General features: G+C 42.4%; 10 protein-coding genes. 9 read left to right on the forward strand and 1 reads right to left on the reverse strand.

Annotated features, from left to right (window positions below):
• Positions 1–12 precede the first annotated feature (12 nt).
• The 8 genes from U0R10_RS01320 to U0R10_RS01355 all read left to right on the forward strand — a co-directional run bounded on the left by U0R10_RS01320 (position 13) and on the right by U0R10_RS01355 (position 18,373).
• A complete protein-coding gene (locus U0R10_RS01320; protein ID WP_377981878.1) occupies positions 13–1,443 on the forward strand; it encodes a SusD/RagB family nutrient-binding outer membrane lipoprotein in 1,431 nt (476 codons plus the stop codon).
• 164 nt (positions 1,444–1,607) lie between these two features.
• The gene (locus tag U0R10_RS01325) at positions 1,608–4,715 is read left to right on the forward strand and encodes a SusC/RagA family TonB-linked outer membrane protein (RefSeq protein WP_377981879.1); all 3,108 of its coding nucleotides are present in this window, start codon (positions 1,608–1,610) and stop codon (positions 4,713–4,715) included.
• A gap of 20 nt (positions 4,716–4,735) precedes the next feature.
• A complete protein-coding gene (locus U0R10_RS01330) occupies positions 4,736–6,250 on the forward strand; it encodes a SusD/RagB family nutrient-binding outer membrane lipoprotein (RefSeq protein ID WP_377981880.1) in 1,515 nt (504 codons plus the stop codon).
• Positions 6,251–6,485: 235 nt separating this feature from the next.
• Complete coding sequence (locus tag U0R10_RS01335; protein WP_377981881.1) at positions 6,486–9,635, forward strand: SusC/RagA family TonB-linked outer membrane protein; 3,150 nt, start codon at positions 6,486–6,488, stop codon at positions 9,633–9,635.
• Positions 9,636–9,653: 18 nt separating this feature from the next.
• The gene (locus tag U0R10_RS01340) at positions 9,654–11,099 is read left to right on the forward strand and encodes a RagB/SusD family nutrient uptake outer membrane protein (protein WP_377981882.1); all 1,446 of its coding nucleotides are present in this window, start codon (positions 9,654–9,656) and stop codon (positions 11,097–11,099) included.
• A 159-nt stretch (positions 11,100–11,258) separates the two neighbouring features.
• Positions 11,259–14,411, forward strand: coding sequence for a SusC/RagA family TonB-linked outer membrane protein (locus tag U0R10_RS01345; protein ID WP_377981883.1), 3,153 nt, complete (start codon positions 11,259–11,261; stop codon positions 14,409–14,411).
• A gap of 11 nt (positions 14,412–14,422) precedes the next feature.
• The gene (locus tag U0R10_RS01350; protein WP_377981884.1) at positions 14,423–15,904 is read left to right on the forward strand and encodes a RagB/SusD family nutrient uptake outer membrane protein; all 1,482 of its coding nucleotides are present in this window, start codon (positions 14,423–14,425) and stop codon (positions 15,902–15,904) included.
• Between the two features lie 57 nt (positions 15,905–15,961).
• A complete protein-coding gene (locus U0R10_RS01355) occupies positions 15,962–18,373 on the forward strand; it encodes an alpha/beta hydrolase family protein (RefSeq protein ID WP_377981885.1) in 2,412 nt (803 codons plus the stop codon).
• A 118-nt stretch (positions 18,374–18,491) separates the two neighbouring features.
• Here U0R10_RS01355 and U0R10_RS01360 read toward each other — a convergent pair whose 3' ends face one another.
• Positions 18,492–20,516 (reverse strand): M13 family metallopeptidase, encoded by a 2,025-nt coding sequence (locus tag U0R10_RS01360; RefSeq protein ID WP_377981886.1) that lies wholly within the window; start codon positions 20,514–20,516, stop codon positions 18,492–18,494.
• A gap of 54 nt (positions 20,517–20,570) precedes the next feature.
• On the opposite strand from U0R10_RS01360, the gene U0R10_RS01365 reads away from it, so the two are divergent.
• On the forward strand, positions 20,571–22,601 hold the full coding sequence (locus tag U0R10_RS01365; RefSeq protein ID WP_377981887.1) for a S9 family peptidase: 2,031 nt from the start codon (positions 20,571–20,573) through the stop codon (positions 22,599–22,601).
• Positions 22,602–22,685 lie beyond the last annotated feature (84 nt).

Genomic DNA, 22,685 nt, shown 5'->3' on the forward strand with positions numbered 1-22,685 from the left:
TTTAACATACAGATGAAAAGAATATTTTTAGTTTTTGTACCGCTTTTGTTTCTTGCATCAGCTTGTACAGAGGATTTAGCCTCACTAAATGTGGAAACAAAAAAGCCGGCTGCTATTCCAGCACCGACCTTGTTTTCAAATGCAGTTAAGTCGCTTGCGGGCAACTTAGCTACTGCTAGTGTGAACACAAACGTGTTCCGTTTTACGACTAGCCAATGGGCTATGGCCGTATATCAAGATGAAGCACAGTACGATTTCGCAACACGTGCGATTCCCAATTCATGGTGGAATGGTATGTACCGCGATGTATTAGCTGATTTACGTGAATCTGCTCGTTTAATCAACGCAGATCCAACCTTGTTACCTAAGGAAAAGGCAAATAAACTAGCCATCTTAGATATCATGGAAGTGTATACATTTAGTATTCTGGTGAATACATTCGGTAACGTTCCGTATACTCAAGCACTTGATGCCACACAATTGTTCCCAGTATATGATGATGCAAAAACAGTTTCAGCTAGCTTGTTGACACGTTTAAATGCATCCATCGCTAAACTTGATGCTTCAGCTGCTGGCTTTACAGCATCAGAAGATGTGGTTTACAAAGGTAATGTGTCTAAGTGGGCTAAGTTTGGCAATACCTTACGTTTCAAGTTAGGTATGGTTTTAGCAGATGTTGATGGTTCTGCGGCAAAAGCTGCTGCGGAAGCTTCAGATGCAGGCGCTATTTCTTCAGCTGCAGATAATGGCTTGTTTACGTATTTAACAGCTTCTCCTAACCAAAATCCAATTCACGTGGACATCGTTTTAGGTGGTCGTCAAGATTACATCGCTGCGAAAGATCTGATGGATAAATTGTTAGGCTGGAATGATCCACGTACCGGATTATATTTCTCTACTAACAATGGTGGTAAATATGCTGGTGGAATTGTAGGTAAAGTAAATACGTATGTAGACTTCTCTCGCGCTGGTGCGAAAGTAGTTGCTGCGGATGCACCTTATGTATTAGCGGATTATGTAGAAACTGAATTCTTACGTGCGGAAGCTAAAGAAAGAGGATTTACAGTCGCTGGTTCAGCTGAGTCGCATTACAATAACGCAATTACTGCTTCTATCCTTTATTGGGGTGGTACTGCTGCGCAGGCTGCTGCTTATTTAGCACAACCTGAAGTGGCATACGCTACGGCTGCAGGAGATTGGAAGCAAAAAATTGGAACGCAAAAATGGATTGCTTCATATAACCGTCCGTATGAGACCTGGACTGAAGTTCGTCGTTTAGACCAACCGAAGATCACGGCTCCTATTAACGCGAAGTCTGGCTTCCCTACACGTCTAACGTATCCAAATACGGAGCAGACATTGAATGGTAAGAACTACACGGCTGCTGCTTCGGCAATTGGCGGTGATGTTGTCACAACAAAATTATTCTGGGATAAAAACTAGTTAATTGTAACGTGAGTACGAAAAGGGCAATCCATTGGGTTGCCCTTTTTTTTGCCAAATAATATTTTGTTTTATGAAGCTTATAAAGAAGATTTATTAATAATACATGGGGTTTTGGCGTATGAATACTATTTTTCGAATTAATATTCATTAAACTAAACAACATGAAAAAACTAGTACTCTCCTGGGTGTTAATGATGACTGTAGTCAGTACATTATTCGCTCAAACAAGGCAAGTTACCGGTAAAGTTACTTCATCTGAGGATGGGAGTACAATTCCGGGAGTCAGTGTCAGCATCAAAGGTACAACTACAGGAACAACGACATCTGCAGATGGAACCTACAAAATTTCGGTAGGAAATGGTGCGTCGTTAGTATTCTCTTCGGTAGGTTTCCTTAACAAAACGATTCCTGTCGGTAATGCGAATTCACTTAACGTAATTTTAGAGGTAGACTCCAAATTACTCAATGAGGTTGTCGTAACAGCGGGTGGAGTCCTTCGCGATAAGAAATCGTTAGGTTATGCTACATCAACGATTACGAACGAGCAATTGACGGTAGGTAGAACAACGAACCCCGTGAATGCACTTGCTGCGAAGGTAGCCGGTGTCCGTATTGCTTCATCAAATGGTATGGTGGGATCATCCACTGCCATTTTTATTCGTGGTTTTACGACGTTTACGGGATCTAACCAACCCTTATTTGTGGTGGATGGTGTGCCTATCGACAACGGTGGAGGTTCTAACGCATTGCAAAATGGTGTTTCCAATTCAAATAGAGCGATTGACATCAACCAAGAAGATATTGAGAACATGTCCATCCTGAAAGGTCCAGCAGCAGCTGCACTTTATGGTTCAAGAGCGGCCAACGGAGCAATCTTGATCACCACGAAAAAAGGTAAGACTGGTCAGAAAAATAGCGTGGTATTTAACTCCTCTTACAACGTAGTGGAAGTAAACAGAATGCCTGAGTATCAAAATGAATATGCGCAAGGATCTGTTAGAGGTACCTATAACCCGATTAGTAATCTTTCCTGGGGACCTAAAATTGCTGGTCAAACAGTTACGAATGCGTTTGGTAAGCAAGAAAACTTAACGGCTTATCCGAACAACGTGAAAGATATTTTCCAACAAGGATTTAATATGCAGAACAACCTTAGTTTTCAAGGTGGAACGGATAAATCAGCATTTAGATTCTCATACGGAAATTTGCAAGAAACGGGTATTCTAAGTAGTAATTCCCTCAATAGAAACAACTTCACCTTGAATGCTAATTCACAGGTATCGGAAAAACTATCTGCTAGCGTTTCTGCGCAATATATTACTTCAGTTTCTGAAAGATCACAAATTGGTAACCAACTTTCGAACCCGTTCTTCAGATCTTGGTTCATGCCAAGAAACTATGATTTATCAGGAATTCCATTCGAAGATCCTGCTACAGGAAATCAAGTATTTTTTGATAACACAGATAACCCATACTGGACGTTGAAAAATAACACGTTCACGGATGAGTTGGATCGTGTAATCGGTAATGTTGCTTTGAAATATTATCTAAAGCCTTGGTTAGCGGTTAATTATCGATTAGGTGTTGATGCCTCTGCGTATGGCACTGTTGGATATGACCAAATTGGTGCACGCGGTGGTGCGAATACATCTGCTGGCGGTACAGGTGGTATTGCGAATAGTTCATTGACTTCAAGAGATATGAACTCCTATTTCCAGATTATTGGTAATAAAAATATTACAGATGATTTGAAGTTGGACTTCAATATCGGTAATGAGATTGTTGAAAGTAGAACGACATACATGAGTACAACAGGTAGAAACTTAGCAATCAGAGATCTAAAGAATATTTCCAATGCTTCGGTGGTAACTGCATTTAATCAAACGGCAAACAGAAGATTAGTGGGTGTATTCGGAGAGTTTAACTTTAGCTACAAAGGTTATGCTAACCTGAGCTTTACAGGAAGAAATGATTATTCTTCTACGTTTGGTGCGGGTCAGAACTCCTATTTCTACCCATCTATCGCGGGTAGCTTTATTGCCACGGAGGCATTCCCTGCATTGAAGTCGAATGTGTTAAGTTTCTTGAAATTATCTGGAAACTATGCTAAAGTAGGTAAAGAGGCAGGTACCTATGCAACCAACACCTTATTCCTATTAGCAGGAGCTAGTGATGGTTTCGGTCCTGTAATCAACTTCCCTTATAATAACTTGGGTGGACGTACATTGAGCAACACGCAGGCTGACCCGAACTTGGGACCTGAGTTTACGACTTCAAGAGAAATTGGATTAGAAGCTAAGTTTTTCAAGAACAGATTGGGTATTGAAATGAATTATTTCAACACCTTGTCGACAGACTTGATCTTTGCTGTGCCGGTAGGCCCCTCTACTGGTTTTACTTCACAGAACAGAAATGCTGGTTCATTGAAGCAAAAAGGATTTGAATTGTTAATCACGGGTACTCCTTTGCAAACAAGCAACGGTTCATGGGATATCTCGGCCAACTTTACTACACTAGATCCAATTGTTGAGTCGTTAGCGAAAGGGGTTGAATTTATCCAATTAGGTGGATTTACTACGCCAGGAACACGTCTTTATGCAGGCCAACCGTATGGTTTATTGTTTGGATCTGTGTTTAACAGAGCGTCAGATGGTAAGAAATTGATTGGTGCGAATGGTTTACCTTCCTTGAGTCCATTACAAGGGGCCATCGGAAATACCAACCCGGATTGGACAGCTGGTATCACGAATAACATTCGTTACAAGAATTTTAATTTCAACTTCTTAATTGATATCCGTAAAGGTGGCGATGTGTATTCACGTAATATCGGTGACTTATACCGAAGCGGTACTGCGAAAGAAACAGCCGAGTTTGACAGATTCGCGGCTAATGGTGACTTAGCTAAACCATACGTAATCGAAGGAACGTTAGCGAATGGTCAGCCAAATACAACTGCTATTACAGCGCAAGATTATTGGACCAACATCTACAATTTTGGTACAGGTGAATCGTATGTATTTGATGGTTCTTGGTTACGACTACGTGAGGCGTCAATTTCCTACACAGTGCCAAGTAAAGTGTTAGCCAAAACGCCAATTGGTAAGATGGAGCTTGGGGTTAATGGTCGTAATCTTTGGTTATACGCACCGAACTTCCCGCATTTTGATCCAGAGACTAATGCAACAGGTGTGACAAATTCACAAGGTTTTGAGGCAAATGGTTTACCTCAAAGTAGAAATTATGGTTTCTTCTTACGAGCTACTTTTTAATCATAAATATTTATAAGCATATGAAAATTATCAGATATATATCAATGAGTTTGGTAGCCGCTGTTTTTGTGGTTACGAGCTCTTGCGACAGTTATTTGGACATCAATGTTAGTCCGAACTCGCCAACTTCCGCACCGATCTCTCAAGTACTTACCAGCGTTACCGTTAACGTAGGTTTTAGAGGTGGTAGCGATATGCATCGTTTTACTTCCCTGATTGCACAGCAATTTGCTGGACAAGGAGCGGCAGGTACGCAGTCACGTGAATATGCTAGATATCTAATTCAGCCTACAGACGTGAACAATTTATACGCGTCTTTATTTGCTGGCCAGTTGGCAGATATTGAATATATCATTGCCAACAGCGAGAAAAGCCCACACTACCGTGGAGTTGCTCGTATTTTGAAGGCATACGTATATTCTCAGGCAGTCGATATGTGGGGAGACTTACCCTATTCAGAAGCATTTAAATCACCTGAGATTAATCAGCCGAAGCTTGATGATGATGAAGTTATTTATACCAAAGTCATTGAATTAATTGATCAAGGTATCGCTGATGTGAAGGCAACTACGTCTGCTTTAAGTCCAGGTAATGATGAGACGATATTTTTGGGTAACCGTACGCGATGGGAGCGCTTAGCGAACACCTTGAAACTGCGTTTGTTTTTACATTACTCAGCTAAAGATCCTGCTTTTGCTAAATCTAAAATGGATGCCCTTGTTTCTAGCAACGCGATCTTCTTAAGTTCTAATGCGGATAATTTCCAAATGAGCTTTGTTGATGCCGTTTCGTCTCAAAACTCAATCCATCAGTTTGAGATTTCAAGACCAGATCAGTTTTTCCCGAACAAGACACTTGTAGACATGATGAATGGTACAACGGATCCGAGAAGACCATTCTACTTCACTGATTTTCCGTTTGGTTCAGGGACCTACAAAGGGGCAACTCCAGTGGATGGTCAGTCATTTGCCTATTCTCGCGCACATACATTCCTACGTGGAAACTTGAAATCTGCCATTCCTGCGACGAGTGTTAATGCGTCTGGAGCTATTGTTGCAGCAGCAGCTTATAATAATGCGTATACCGGTGCTGCACCGATTCGCTTATTAACATTTGCTGAATATAATTTCATCCGTGCAGAGCATGCATTACGTTACGGTGCGGGTGCAAGCGCGGCGGAAGGTTTCTTTAGAGAAGGTATTAGAGCATCTATGAGCATGGTGGGCGTTAGCGCTGCAGATCAAAATGCGTACATTGCTGCGCATGGAAATCTAAATGCAACTTCGTTGGAAGGTAATATCGCAAAAATCATTACGGAGAAGTATGTCGCGAATTATGGTGTGGCTGTTGAGCCATGGAACGATTGGAGACGTACGGGTTATCCTGCGCTTAGAGCAGTTGACGCGAGCGTTGCCGCCATGACAGGTGGTATTCCTCGTTCTTTGTTCTATCCTGATTCGGAGGTTAGTGCGAATACCAACTTTAAACAAAAATCGAACATGTTATCGAAAGTATTCTGGGATACAAGACCATAATACGGTTTGTTTAATCATACGTATCAAAGGCTGTTCTTTCCCAAGGACAGCCTTTGATTTTTTTGGCGTGTATGGTTGGATAAATCAATAGCGCTGCATCTTCGGGTTCGCCCTATTTTTGCCAAATATTCTATTGTTTACCTGTGGTCTTATAGAATAATTCTAAACAAATAGTTGGTTTTTGGAGTTTCGGTAGTAAATTTCGGATTCTAATTCATTCATTAAACTAAACAACATGAAAAAACTAGTACTATCCTGGGTGTTGATGATGGCTGTAGTAAGCACATTATTCGCTCAAACAAGGCAAGTTACCGGTAAAGTCACTTCGTCTGAGGACGGGAGCGGTCTTCCGGGCGTAAGCGTTAGTGCCAAAGGTTCTTCTAAAGGAACAACAACGGCTGCTGACGGTTCTTACAAGATTTCAGTTAACGACGGCGCTTCTTTAGTGTACTCGTTCGTTGGCTTTAGCACACAATCCGTAGCAGTAGGTACGCGTGGAGTGATCGATGTGCAATTGCAAGTAGATAACACGCAGTTATCTGAAGTGGTTGTCGTAGGTTACGGAACTAAAAAGCGTCAAGAATTTACAGGTGCTGCATCTTCTGTGAAGGCAGCTACCATCGCTGAGCGTCCGGTACAATCTTTCTCACAAGGTTTGACGGGTCAAGCAGCTGGTGTTAACATTACACAACCGAACGGTTTGTTAAATAACCCTCCTGTGATTCGTGTACGTGGTTTGAGTTCACTTTCATTGAGCTCGTTTCCTTTAGTCGTTATTGACGGTATTCCAATTTCTACGGATAACGTTTCAGCTAACTCAACGACCAACAACCCGTTGGCAGATATTAACCCATCTGACATTGAGTCAATCGATATCTTGAAAGATGCGGCTTCAGCTGCGATCTACGGATCTCGTGCAGGTGCTGGTGTTTTGTTGATTACAACCAAGCGTGGTAAGTCAGGAAAAGCAAAAGTTTCGATTGAATCTTGGGCTGGTGTTTCAGAAGCAGTACGTCTTCCAGATGTATTAAACGCTGAGCAATACATGTTGCACAAAAATGGTGCGATTGCGAATGCATTAGCATTAAATCCGAATGCTGTAGCAGCTTCACAGCGTAATGCACAGAATAAATCATTCTTGCCTTCTTACAATGCAGATGGTTCATTAATCGATACAGATTGGTACAAAGAAGTATACCAAACATCATTCTCGCAAAACCACAACTTGTCTATCAATGGTGGTAACGAAAAAACAAGCTACTATTTCTCTGCAGGTTACTCAGATCAAGATGGTTTCTTGAAAAGCAATAGCTTCCAACGTCGTTCAGGTCGTTTCAATATGGATCACCAAGCAACGAAGTGGTTGAAATTGACTGCCAACTTCAACTACTCGAACACCTATAACAAGGCTCCGATGTCAGGTTCGAACGCAGGTGGTGCATTTAATACATCAGGTTTAGGTCGTATTGCAGTAGCGCAAGTACCTAACTTGCCTGCACGTTTACCAGATGGTTCATACAATTTGGAAAACAACACAATTGGTCGTTTAAACAACTTATTGCCAGCACAGTTCCCTAACCCAGCTGTTGTACGTGATTTGGATAAGATTACATCTGAAAACACACGTTTGATTGCTAATTTAGGCGGTGAATTCCGTTTAGCGGAAGGTTTAACTGCGAAAACAAGTTATTCTTGGGATCGTCGTAACACAGAGAACATTCGTTTCTTCAACCCATTCAATGGTGATGGCTGGTCTGTAAGTGGTGATGCGTATAACAACACAGCACGTTCAGATAACTGGAACTTAATTAACACATTGCAATACAATAAGGTATTAGCTGAGAAGCATAATTTCTCTGTTGTGGCAGGTTCTGACGTTCAGAAAACACGTGTCTTAAACTGGGGTGCACAGCGTCAAGGTTTAGCTGACTTCTTCTTTACAGATTTCCAAGGAAACTACGGAACGAATTTAGCGGCTGGTAACGGTATCTCACAAGTGGCTTATGAAGCATATTTTACAAGCTTCTCGTATAGCTATGCCAACAAGTATTTCTTTAGCGCAAACGTTCGTCGTGATGGTAACTCAGCATTATCTTCTGAAAACCGTTGGGGTGATTTCGGTGGAGCTTCTTTAGGTTGGACTGTATCAGAAGAGAAATTCTTCAAGAGCATGGACTTAGGAAACAAGATCTCAAACTTGCGTTTGAAGGCTAGTTATGGTAAAGTAGGTAACGGTAACGTACCGAATGCATACGGTTCTTATTCAACATTCGCGTCTAGTTTATATGGAGCAGCGCCAACGTTAGCGTTTAACCAAGCTGGAAACAAGGACTTGAAGTGGGAGACATCTACGCAAACAAACATTGGTTTGGATGTTAGCTTCTTGAATGATCGTGTTCAAGTAGAAGCAAACTACTACTACAAGGATATTGATAACTTGATTTTGAACGTTCCTCAGTCACCTTCTAAAGGTATTCCAGGAAACTCAATCTTGGCTAACGTAGGTTCGATGTACAACAAAGGATATGAATTAGCTGTTACAGCAACACCAATTGATAAAAATGGTTTTGTTTGGACAACGAACGTAAACTTTGCAACGAACGAAAACATGGTTACGTCATTGGTTGATGCAAATACGCCAATCTTGACTGCTACATCAGGTTTAGAGACGACAAGTATTACAAAAGTAGGTTATTCTGCAGCACAAATTTATGGTGTGAAGACTGCTGGTGTTAATCCAGAGAATGGTCGCCGTATCTTCGTTACACGTGATGGTACTAAAGTACAATACTTACACCAAGGTGGAGCAAATGCATGGACAACTTTAGATGGTAAGCCTACAACTTCACCTTCGAGTCAGCAGCAGATTTTGGGTAATACCTTACCTACATTCTACGGTGGTTTCAATAACACATTCCGTTACAAAGGATTTGATTTAGGAATGAACTTTACATTCTCAGGTGGTAACTACATCTACAATGGTTCACAAGCGGGTCTTCGCGACCAACGTGTTTGGAACAACTCAGTGGATGTGTTAGATTCTTGGAAGACTCCAGGTCAAATCACTGAAATACCTCGTGCTATTTATGGTGATAACATCTCGAATGGATCTGCTTTCTTGATTGATGCTAACATTCAAAAAGGTGATTTCTTACGTTTGCAGACTGCAACCTTAGGATATAAAATCCCTACGAACTTATCATCGATGGGAATTTCATCTATTCGTGTGTACGCACAAGGAACCAACTTATTGTTGTTCACTCCTTACTTAGGTGTTGACCCTGAAATTTCATCAAATGGTGATTCGAACTTGGCTTCAGGTATTGAGCGTAACTCAATTCCTCAAGGACGTGCATTTACTTTTGGTATCAACATTGGTCTATAATTTTAACGCAGATATAAAATGAAATTATTCACAACAAAAATAGGAATCTTGTCTGTCGCACTTGCGATGACTGTTTCTTCATGCAATAAGGAATTCCTTAATGCAGTTCCTGAATTGGATTTATCAGATGCAACCGTATTTAATACGCCTGCACGTGTACTTTCTCAGGTAAATGGTTTGTATGGTTCTGCGAAAAGCGGAAGTTTATTTGGAGGTCGTTATTTGATTTACAACGATATCCGTGGTGAGGAGTGGATTAACCGGACAACAAACGGTGTAACAGGTTACGGTACGTATCAAGGAAATCAAGATCCTTCAGATTCGTATATTGCTGGCTTCTGGATTCAAGGGTATTTGACAATTAACCGTGTCAACTTATTTCTTGAGGGTTTAACAGCTAATCCAACGGCGGTTACTCCTGTATTAGCTGCGAATTACCGTGGTGAGGCTAAGTTCTTGCGTGCATTAACTTATTTCTCGATGGTACAATTCTTTGCTAAGCCTTACATTATTGACAAAGGAGCTTCGGCTGGTTTGCCTTTACGATTAAAAGGGGAGGCTTCTTCTGCAAATAACGATTTAGCTCGTTCTTCTGTAGCGCAAGTTTATGCACAAGTATTAAAGGATTTGAATGAAGCAGAAGCTGAATTACCAGATTCGTATGGTACTGCCTTGTTGAACACTACTCGTGCGCACAAAAACACAGCTATTGCGTTGAAAGTACGTGTATTGTTGGCTATGGGAGATTACGCTGCTGTACTTACAGAAAGCAATAAAATTGTCTCTGCAGCTGCACCATTCCGTTCGACAACACGTGTGGCTCACACGTTGCAAGCAGATGTTTCCAATGTATTTAAGGCTCCTTATACATCTACGGAATCTGTATTCTCTTTCCCAATGGATGCAACAAACGCTCCAGGAACACAAAACCAATTAGGTTTTTACTGGAATGCGGGTAACGTAGAGTATACATTAAATCCAGGTCCAACAGGTATTTACAATAATGCTCAGTTTGGTGCAAATGATGATCGCAAGACTAAATTGACTGTTGCTAAAACAGCCGTTGCGAATGCTCCATCATTGACTAAATTCAGTGGAGTGGCTCCATTCGTGGATTATGTGCCTAACATCCGTTACGCAGAAGTTTTGTTGAACGTAGCAGAAGCAGAAGCTGAATTAGGTAACTTAACACGTGCAACAGCTATCTTACGTGCGGTTCACGCGCGTTCAGATGCTTCATATGTGTTCCCTTCGTTAGCTACCAAGGCAGAAGTTGTTCGTGCAATTTTGACTGAGCGTCGTATTGAATTATTGGGAGAAGGTTTCCGTGCCAATGACGTGTTACGTCGTGGTGAGCCTTTGAACTCGTTCGGTGCAGGTGCGATCATTCAGCCATCTGACCCACGTTATATCTTTGGTATTCCATTAGTTGAGGTTCAAACAAACCCAAGTATCGGTAAATAAGATATCTCAAAATTAGTTTGAATAGGCGGCCCCGAAAAGGCCGCCTATTTTTTTATGACTTTTATAAAAACATTTTATCATAATAATTGTTAAAAAAGTTCCTGTTTATATATTTGCCAAATTATTTTTTATTCATCATTTGTTTAAACTAAAGACATTATGAAAAAAACGTTACTAGTCAGTATTTTCTTGTGGCTTAGCGCATTAGTCCCCTTGCTAGCACAAGATCGAGCGATCTCAGGAAAAGTAACCACGGAAGATGGTTCTACATTACCTGGAGTTAATATCGCGATTAAAGGGACAACAAAAGGTACAACAACGGATGCCGACGGTGGATTTAAACTCTCCGTAGCTCCTTCTGCAGTTCTTGTGGTTAGCTCAGTAGGCTACGCGTCGCAAGAAGTTCGTGTTGGAAATCGTTCGGTTGTCAATATTTCACTTCAATCAAACACATCTCAACTCGATGAGGTTATCGTTACGACCTTTGGTACGGCGAAAAAAGCCTCATTTACAGGTTCTTCTGCGTCCATCGGAGCAGAAAAATTAGGTGTACGTCCGATTACCAACATTGGCCAGGCCTTAGAAGGTATTGCAGCCGGTGTGACGACTACTTCTACCGGAGGTCAGCCAGGCTCATCTCCAGCCGTGCGTATTCGTGGTTTCGGTTCGATTTCATCTTCGAATGATCCATTATACGTCGTTGACGGTGTGCCATACTCAGCGAGTATTGCGAATCTAAACAATGATGATATTCAGTCCATTACTGTGTTGAAAGATGCAGCTTCTACGGCCCTATATGGTGCGCGTGCAGCGAATGGTGTGGTGATGGTCACTACCAAGAAAGGTTTGAATGGTAAAAATTCAATTAACATCAAATACACCAAAGGTTTTAACACACGCGCTTTGCCGGAGTATGACCGTGTAGGTGCTGCAGATTATTACCCATTGATGTGGGAGTCTAACCGTAACAACTTAGCTTACCGCGCAGCTAGCCCTGTGCCTATTGCTACAGCTAGTTCTACAGCCTCAGCGGGTTTAGGTGCGATTGTAGGAACAGGTTATAACGTATATAATGTGCCTTTTGCTCAATTGGTAGGTACAGACGGAAAACTTAATCCATCTGCCCAAATGATTTACAACCCAGATGATTTAAACTGGGAAAAAGCGGTGATGCGTCAAGGAGTTCGTGATGAGGTAAATGCGAATTTTTCTGGGTCAAATGGCAAGACCGATTACTTCTTATCGGTGTCTTATTTGAACGATAAAGGATATCAAATTAAATCCGATTACGATCGTTTTACGGCTCGTTTGAATGTGAACAGCCAAATGAAAGATTGGTTTAAGGTAGGTGCTAATATGAACACGACGGTGACTACATCGAATCAATCAACGGCTGATGGTGGAACTTCATTTGTTAATCCATTCTTCTTTACACGTGGTATGGCGCCTATTTATCCAGTATATGCGTATGATCCTAAAAATCCAGGTTCATTCTTAACGACTGAAGATGGCCGCCGTCGCTATGACTACGGTAACTTAAGTGCGTTAGGTTTATCGAATCGTCCACAATATGGTGGTCGTCACGTAGTTGCTGAAACGGAATTGAACGAAAACTTCTTCCGTAGAAACTTATTAGGTGGTCGTACGTATGCAGAAGTTACGTTCTTAAAAGATTTCAAATTTACGTCTAACGTAGGTGTGGATATTACAAACGCTAACTCCATTGTTTTTGGTAACCCAGAAATCGGTGATGGTGCGCCAGCAGGTCGTGCGTCTAATTTGTTTGAAAACATTACGAATTACAACTTATCCCAGTTGTTGACTTACAACCATACCTTTGGCAAGCACAATGTGGATGCCTTAGTAGGTCATGAAAACTACAACTTAGTAAGCAATAGCTTAGATGGTTCACGTTCGCAGCAAATTTTGGATGGAAATTATGAGTTGATCAACTTTACGACAACAACTAACTTAACATCACAATATGACATGCGTCGCGTAGAAGGTTACTTCTCTCGTTTGAATTACGATTATGATTCGAAATATTTTGTTTCGTTCTCCGCACGTCGCGATGGATCTTCTAAGTTTTACCAAGATAAGCGTTGGGGTACTTTCTACTCAGCATCAGCTGCTTGGCGTTTAGATCAAGAAGATTTTATCAAGCAATTTAGCTTCATCGATAACTTGAAACTAAGAAGTTCTTGGGGTCAAACAGGTAATGATGGTGGTATCAGCAACTACGCTTGGCAGCCATTATACGCCTTGGGTTGGAACAATGCTACGGAGCCCGGTATCTTGCAATCTTCTTTAGGAAGCAAGTCATTGGAGTGGGAAACAAATACGGCATTTGACGTAGCTGTTGAGTTTGGCTTATTCAAGAACCGTTTATCAGGTACGATTGAATACTTCAACCGTCAGTCGACCAACTTGATTTTTGCTGTTCCTTTGCCACTTTCTGTGGGTATCGGATCTGAGACGCGTAACATTGGATCGATGTACAACAAAGGTATTGAGCTTCAGTTAGGCTATGATGTCATTCGTACGAAAGACTTCAACTGGCACATTGATTTGAATGCGACTCGTTTAGAGAATCAAATCACTAAGATGCCAAAAGAGAGCAAGGAGATCATCGACGGAACGAAGAAGTTGAAAGAAGGAAGTTCATTATATGATTATTGGTTACGTGAGTACAAAGGCGTAAACCCAGAAACGGGAGCGGCTGAATATCGTGCGATTTCATATGTAGCTTCTAACTCAAGAATTACGGCTTCAGGTGATACCTTAACAAATAACATTGCGAATGCACGTTTTTGGTATAATGGGTCATCTATTCCAGATTTGACTGGATCGGTCAATACGTCCGTAAGCTATAAAGGCTTCTCATTGACGGCATTAATGGTGTATCAACTAGGTGGTAAAATCTACGATGGTGCCTATGCTGGTTTAATGAGTGCGGGTTACCACAATGCCAAACACGTGGATATCTTGAAGCGTTGGCAAAATCCAGGTGATATCACCGAGGTACCACGTATGGATGCGGGTCGTACGGCCGATTTTGATGCAGCGTCAGACCGTTGGTTAATCGACGGTAGCTTCATGAATATTCGTACGGTAACCTTGGCATACCGTTTGCCAAAGTCGGTGCTGAATAAATTCAAAATCGATAACGCCCAAGTATACATGAGTGGTGAAAACTTCTTGATGTTGTCTCGCAGAAGCGGTATGAACGTCCAACAAAACTTTGGAGGAACGACAAGTAACGTGTATAGCCCGGCGAAATCATTGGTATTAGGTCTTTCATTCTCCTTATAATCATTAGAATCATGAAAAATAAAAGTTTAATAATTTTCGCTTTCTTTCTCAGCATGATTTCTTTTTCATGTGAGACAACATATTTGGATACGAAGCCTACGGCAAGTATCGATGCAGGTTCTGCTTATGCTACAACAAAAAACGCAGCAGCAGCTATCAACGGTATCTACCGTTCCTTTGTCGTGCGTTATTTGAGCTCACAAGGTCACTCAGGTCACCCAGCGATGATGATTATTTTGGATCACATGGGCGAGGATATGGTGCTTGGAACCACTGCTGCTTCTTGGCACGTGGGTGAGACTCGTTGGACAGCACACCGTTCAGACGTTAACACCTTGGTTCAATTTCCGTATGAGATGTACTACCGTATCATTGGTAATGCGAATATTGGTATTGCCAATATTGATAAGGCCGTAGGTCCTGCGGCTGATCGGAATGCATTGAAAGGTGAGGCTTTGGCTTTACGTGCTTTCGGATACTTTAACTTGGTTCAATTGTACGGTAAGCGTTATGAGTCTCGTGCGAAGCCTAATACGCAATTAGGTGTGCCATTGGTATTAGAGCCAACGACCGAAGGAAAACCACGTAATACCGTAGAGGAAGTATACGCACAAATCAATAAAGACCTAGCGGATGCTGCGTTGTTATTGACTGCTTCGCGCATTAACAAATCACATTTCAATTTAAATGTGGTTAAAGGAATGCAAGCACGTGTGGCTTTAGTACAGCAAGATTGGGCAAATGCTGCCAAATTTGCAGCCGAAGCTCGCGCTGGTTACCAACCAATGAATGCAACGCAATATTTAGATGGCTTCCAAGATATCGCTAATTCCGAGTGGATGTGGGGTTTTGATCACTTAGAAGATCAAACGGAATATTTCGGTGGATACCACTCGTATATTTCATGTAACTACAACTCGACGGTTATTCGTACCTATCCAAAGGTTATCAATAACTTGCTTTATAAGCAAATTCCTGCAACGGACGTTAGATCAAAGATGTGGGTGGAGACACCAACTGCAGCTAATTCAATCGTGCCTCCAGGGGGTGTGCGTCCTAAATTCTTGAACCAGAAGTTCAGATTACCAGGTACGCCTTCAACATCAGCTATGGGTGATGTACCTTACATGCGTGCAGCTGAAATGTACTTAATTGAAGCAGAAGCGAAAGCGCGTTTAAACGATGCAGCTGGTGCATCTCAAGTATTATTTGATTTAATCAAAACTAGAGATGCTGCTTATGTGAAGTCGACAAATACAGGCCAAGCTTTAATTGATGAAATTTTAGTACATCGTCGTGTAGAACTTTGGGGTGAAGGACACCGTTTCTTAGATTTGAAGCGTACCAATGCCCCATTGAATCGTAATGGTACCAATGCCATTGCTTCAGTTGCACTATTGTTCGATGTAGCTCCGGGTGATGCACGTTGGGAATTCTTAATTCCACGTCGTGAGATTAATGCCAATCCAGCGGTTACACAAAATCCACTATAAATTAAATTTTAAAAGGTGGCTGATTTCAGCCACCTTTTTTTATCCCTTATTTATCCTATGAAAAAATCAACCTTATTTTTGTCTATAGCCCTTTTTGTAGGTGCTGCTAGCGTTAGCCACGCACAAGATACTGATGCGTACCAATTGCCGCCTAAGGAAATTGCCGACTTGCTTTTAGCGAAGCCAACTCCTTTTGTGCGCATTGATTCCAAAGCAGAATACCTGTTATTACTTGGCCGTAATTCGTATCCAAGTGTGGAGGAATTAGGCCAACCGGAAATGAAGATTGCGGGATTGCGATTGAATCCCCTTAATTTTTCTCCAAGCCGACAAAGCCCCATCAGCAGTATTACGTTGCAGTCCATCAAATCCGGTGCTCCCATCGCGATTGTTGGCCTTCCCAAAAACCTAGCTGCCGGAGCAATCGCCTGGAATCCATCCGAAACTAAAATTGCATTTACCCAATCCGAAGTGAATCGGGTAGATCTATATGTCATCGATATCGCCACCAAAAAAGCGACACGCGTGAATGTTGACCCGATTAACCAAGTCCTAGGCAATGCCTTTACTTGGGTCGATGATCAAACTATTTTATACAAAGCCACCACACATGACGCAGCTGGCGCACCCAAGCGCCCAATTACGCCGAAGGGGCCAACGATCCAACAAAATATTGGCAAGGCTGCTCCACGTCCCACGTTCCAGGATTTGATCAAATCGCCGTATGATGAGAGTTTGTTTGCGTATTATGCGGAGAGCCAACTGGTCCTGTACAAAAATGGGGTGAATAAGAAAGTCGGCAAGCCTGAGCTGACCAACTCCTTTCAACTATCGCCTGATCGTCAGTATGTGATGATGCGTACTTTAACGAAACCATTCTCGTATGCGGTGCCGGCGTATGGATTTACATCCACTGTTTCGGTGATGAATCTGGATGGAAAAGTGATCAAGGAATTAGCTAAGCTTCCTTCTGCGGAGAGTGCTCCAGCAGGTAATGACAACGTGCAAAATGTCCCAAGAGGTTTTGAGTGGCGTGATGATGAGCCAGCTTCAATTGTGTACGCGATGCCGTTGGATAGTGGTTTCATCAAGAAGCAAGTGGAATTTCATGATGCGGTTTATAGCTTAGCTGCGCCATTTACGCAAGCAGCGAAGGAGTTGTTTAAAACCAAAACGCGTTTTGCCGGGGTGACTTGGGGAGACAAAAATCTCGCATTGGTATCCGAGGTATTGCGCGGGAAGCAGTCGTCTAAAGTGAGTCGCTATACGCCACAGACAGGAACAATGGAGGTTTTGTATGAACGTAATCTAACAGATGCTTACCGCAATCCAGGAAGTCCAGTTCAGACAAAAAATGCGTTTGGACGCGAGGTGATTCAAGTAACGGATGGCGGAACTAAGATTTTGATGAACAACCCGGTTGGCTCTTCAGATCAAGGTGACCTTCCATTTATCGCCAAATTCGATTTAGCTACGAAGAAAAATGAGATTATTTGGCGCGCGAAGCCGGGTCATTTTGAGCAAGTAGAAGAGGTGATCGATGCGGAAAAAGGTATTGTTTTGAGCAGAAAGGAATCTCAAACAGAGGTGCCAAATTACTACATCAAGAATCTATTGAATCCTGCCCTAGATAAAGCATTGACTCATTTTGAAAATCCTTATCCGAATTTAGTCGGGATCACGAAGGAGAAAATCAAGTATAAGCGAGCTGATGGGGTAGACCTGACGGGAGATTTATACTTACCTAAAGGCTATAACAAAGAGAAAGATGGTCCGTTGCCAGTGTTAATCTGGGCCTACCCACGTGAATTTAATTCGGCAGCAGATGCGGCACAGATTCGTGGAAGTAAAGACCGTTTTACAACTTTGAGCTGGGCTTCGCCTATTTACTATGCGACACAGGGTTATGCGATTTTGGATAATGCGGAAATGCCGATTGTCTCTACGGATCCTTCTAAGAAGCCAAACGATAATTTTGTAGATCAATTACGTTTAAATGCTTCTGCAGCGATTGATCATTTGGTTCAATTAGGCGTAGGCGATCGCAAGCGCATGGCTGTAGGTGGTCATAGTTATGGTGCCTTTATGACGGCTAATTTATTGGCCCATACGGATTTGTTTAAGGCGGGTATCGCACGCAGTGGTGCTTATAACCGTACCTTAACGCCATTTGGTTTCCAAAATGAAGATCGTACCTACTGGCAAGCACCTCAATTATATTTTGAGATGAGCCCATTTAGTTATGCAGATAAAATCAAGGAACCGATTTTATTAGTGCACGGCGAGCAGGATGATAACACAGGTACCTTCCCAATCAACAGTGAGCGTTTATATGCCGCTTTAAAAGGAAATGGTGGTACAACTCGTTTTGTGTATTTACCCTACGAAGCGCATAGCTATCGTGGCCGTGAAAATGTCCTTCACTTGCTTTGGGAACAGTTTCAGTGGTTAGAGAAGTATCTTAAATAAATATAAAAAGGCGACCGAAGGTCGCCTTTTTATATTTATTTAAGAAGTAAGAAGTGAGAGGTAAGAGGTGAGAGGATTTTTTACCTCTTACCTCTTACCTCTCACCTCTCAATTCTATTTACCATATCTTAATCCGATCCTCTGGCTTCTTATACAATTTATCACCCGGTTTCACACCGAACGCCTGATACCACGCATCCATATTAACGGGTGCTCCGATGGTACGGTATTCAGCTGGTGAGTGTGGATCTGTTTGTACCAAATTCGCAGCTGTTTCAGGCAATGTCTTGCTTCTCCACACCTGAGCCCACGCTAAGAAGAATCGTTGGTCTGGTGTAAATCCATCAATTTTCGTTTTGGACTTGCCTTGCTTCGTCATCTTAAATGCCTCATAAGCCACGTTTAAACCACCTAAATCACCGATGTTCTCGCCCATTGTCAACTTGCCATTCACATGGATGGTATCCAATACCGTATAGGCATCAAATTGCTTGCCCAACAACTCTGTCTTCGCTTTGAATTTTGCTAAATCCTCTTTGCTCCACCAGTTACGTAACGTTCCATCTTTGTCATATTGACTCCCTGAATCGTCAAATCCATGGGACATTTCATGGCCAATAACGCCACCAATACCACCATAATTAATCGCATCATCCGCTTTGGCATCAAAGAATGGGAATTGTAAAATTCCCGCTGGGAATACGATTTCATTCATTACCGGGCTGTAATACGCATTAACAGTAGGCGGCGTCATGCCCCACTTCGTGCGGTCTACCGGTTTTCCGATCTGAGCGATGTTCTCTTGGAATCCCCACGCACCTGCATTACGCATGTTTTGGTAGAAGGTGTTTGGTGAAATTTCTAAACCTTCATAATTCTTCCATGTATCTGGATAACCGATTTTCGGCGTAAAGGCATATAATTTAGCTAAGGCTCTTTGCTTCGTTTCCTCGCTCATCCAATCCAATTGCTTAATCCGAATCTCAAATGCCTTGCGCAGATTTTTAACCAATTCCTCCATACGCACCTTCGCTTCTGGCTTGAAATATTTGGCTACATATAACTGGCCTAATAATTCACCTACGACGCCATCGGTTAGGGATGACATGCGTTGCCAACGAGGCGTTTGTACTTTTTGACCACTCACAATTTGATTGAATGTGAAGCTAGCCTTCACAAATGGAGAACTTAAGTAGCTAGAAGAACCCTTCAATAGATTCCAAGTCAAATATGTTTTCCATGTCTCCACAGGTGTTTCGATCAACATTTTGTTGACAGACTCAAAGAATTTAGGCGCAGAAACCAAGACCGAATCAGGTGCTTTTGTGCCAAAATCTTGGAACGTCAATGCCCAATTGAATGCCGGAGTTTTTTGGTTGAAATCCGCAAAGACAAGTTTGTTATAGGTCTTATATGGATCTCGCATTTCCAAACGCGACATTTGTGCTTCCGCTAATTTTTTCTCCAATTGGAAAATAGACTCTGCATTCGCTTTTGCTTGTGCAGGAGATGTGCCAATCAGTTCGAACAAAGTTGCTACGTAGGTTTTAAATCCTTCTTGGATCTTTAAACTACGTGCGTCCGACTTTAAGTATAAATCGCGATCAGGTAAAGATGTTCCACCTTGGCCCAACTGCGGTACCATTTTGTCCACTTGCTTGCGGTCTTGACCCACGTAGAAACTGAATAGGGGAGAACCAGCACCCGTCTTGCGCATGCGGGCAATTTCCGTGATGATCTGAGACTTGAATTGAATCGCGTTGATTTGGTTTAAATCGGCTTGAATTGGCGAAAAACCTAGTTTTTCAATCGTCAAACTGTCCATCGCTGCTGCATAGAAATCAGCTACACGACGCTCCACTGAACCTGCAGCGGCTTGTGAGCTCTGCGTTCCTTCGAGGATGGTTTTAACGGCATTGATATTGAAATCACGAAGTTGGTTGAAGCTGCCCCAGCGTGTTTCTTTGGCTGGAATGACATTGTTTTTCAACCAAGTGCCATTTGAATATTGCACGAAATCATCTCCAGGCTTTACGGAAAGATTCATGTTTGCGCGGTCAATGAATTTGGCCGGAGTTTGTGCGTTCAGGGTACCTATACTTAAGGTTAACGCCAAACTAAGTAATGCGTATTTTTTTTTCATAAGATTTTAAATGATGAAGAATTATCAACTAATTTACGAAGCTAAATGTTTTACATGAAAAAAATTCTCCTAATTATTCTATTTGCTTGCGGATTTAATTCCTTTGGGCAGAAACCAGCGATGACACATGAACGCATGTGGATGCTAAAAAAAATCGGTGCACCCGCGCTCAGCCCTTCCGGCAAATGGGTGATTTACAGTCGGACCGAGACGTCTTACAATACGGAAGAACAAACTACGGATTTGTGGCTTGCGGCAGCCGACGGGTCTACGGAGCCACGAAAAATAACGAATACCAAAGGCGGTGAAGAGGGTTATTTCTGGCACCCAACTGCCAATCAAATCTTTTTTTCTGCGAAACGTGAAGGCGATGAAGTCGCTCAATTATACCGCTTAAATCTTGATTTTGGCGGTGAAGCACAACGTTTGACGAATTTGTCTACGGGTGTTTCAGGAGCTAAAATTAGTTCGGATGGCCGATTGATCGCATTTACGTCGCGCGTATACCCAACAGCGTTCACAGATTCACTTAGCAAGAAAATGGCGGAGGATAAGAAGAAAATCAAAACTAAAGCACGGGTATATACCTCCTTCCCGATTCGCTATTGGGATGCTTGGCTCGATGAAAAACAAACACACATTTTCGTGATGGATGTTACAGCGCCCAAGCCTACACTCAAGAATATTTTCGCTCAGGTAAGCTTAGTGGAATCCAAAGGTTTCCAATTGGGAGCGTTTGACATTTCTCCTGACGGTTCTCAAATTGTCTTCTCAGCAACAACAGAATATAATAGGACTGCTTACCAGTCGGCAACGTCACATCTATATGCCATTTCCATTACCGGCGGCGAGGCGAAATTGATCAGTGATGAAATCACCGATTATGCCCAAGTTCAATTTTCGGAAGATGGGAAATACCTCATGTCGACTGGACATGTGAATGGCAACAAAATCTATTATTTAAATCACCTGTACCGTTTTGCGTGGCCAAGTATGAGCGGTCGGACTGAATTAGCCGTGGGCTTAGATCGCCCGATCAACGACATGCAAATCTCCGGTGAATCGATTTACGCGAGTATCGAAGATCAAGGTGTGGATCGAGCGATTCAGATTTCGATCGAGTCAGGTGAAGTGAAACCGCTGTTTGGCGGGGAGTCTGGTTCTGTGACTGCGTTGTCGGTATCGAATGGCGTTGTGGCCTACACCTACCAGCATATCGCTGCGCCGGCCGAAGTGTTTACCTATGTAGGTGGAAAACGCATCGGAATTTCCAAAGCGAATGATGCAGTTTTGGCCTCATTGGATTTGCCTAAACCAGAGGTTTTTTGGACTAAATCATCCCGTGGTAAAATGATTCGTAGTACCATCTTGCGTCCGGCGGGTTTTGATGCGTCAAAAAAATACCCACTTTTCGTGTTGATGCACGGAGGACCCGCCATCTCATTTAAGGATGTTTTTGGTTCCCGTTGGAACCCTTATGTATTAGGTTCTTCCGATTATGTCTTGGTCATGACCGACTACACAGGTTCAGTAGGCTATGGCGAGAAATTCGCCCAAGACATTCAATTTGATCCATTTAAAGGACCCGGAAATGAAATTTTAGAGGCTGCGGCAGATGCCATTAAGCGCTATCCGTTTATTGATGCCTCCCGCCAAGCAGCTGGAGGTGCGTCGTATGGAGGGCATTTGGCCAACTGGATGCAGGCGACTACCTCGCATTTCAAATGTTTAATTGCGCACGCGGGATTGGTGAATTCGGAGGTGCAATGGGGAACTTCGGATGTAATTTGGGGTCGTGAATTAATGAATGGAAGTGCCCCATGGGTGCCGAGTAAAACTTGGAAAGAACAGAATCCGATGCGTTTTGCCGCTAATTTCAAAACGCCGATGTTATTGACCGTTGGGGAAAATGATTTCCGTGTACCCATCAACAACACGCTCGAAAACTGGAGTATCCATCAGCGCTTACAAATCCCAAGTAAATTGATTGTTTTCCCCGGCGAGAATCATTGGATCCTAAGTCCAGATAATTCGAAGTTTCATTATCAGGAGGTTAGGAATTGGTTGGGGGGGTATTTGAAGTAAAATAGTCCGAAGTAAAAGAGTCCGAAGTCCATAGGGAATGAGTCAAAAGCTAATAGCTTGAACAATCTCCTATAGACTTCGGAC

Source organism: Aquirufa avitistagni (assembly GCF_042715545.1).
GTDB classification, from domain to species: domain Bacteria; phylum Bacteroidota; class Bacteroidia; order Cytophagales; family Spirosomataceae; genus Aquirufa; species Aquirufa avitistagni.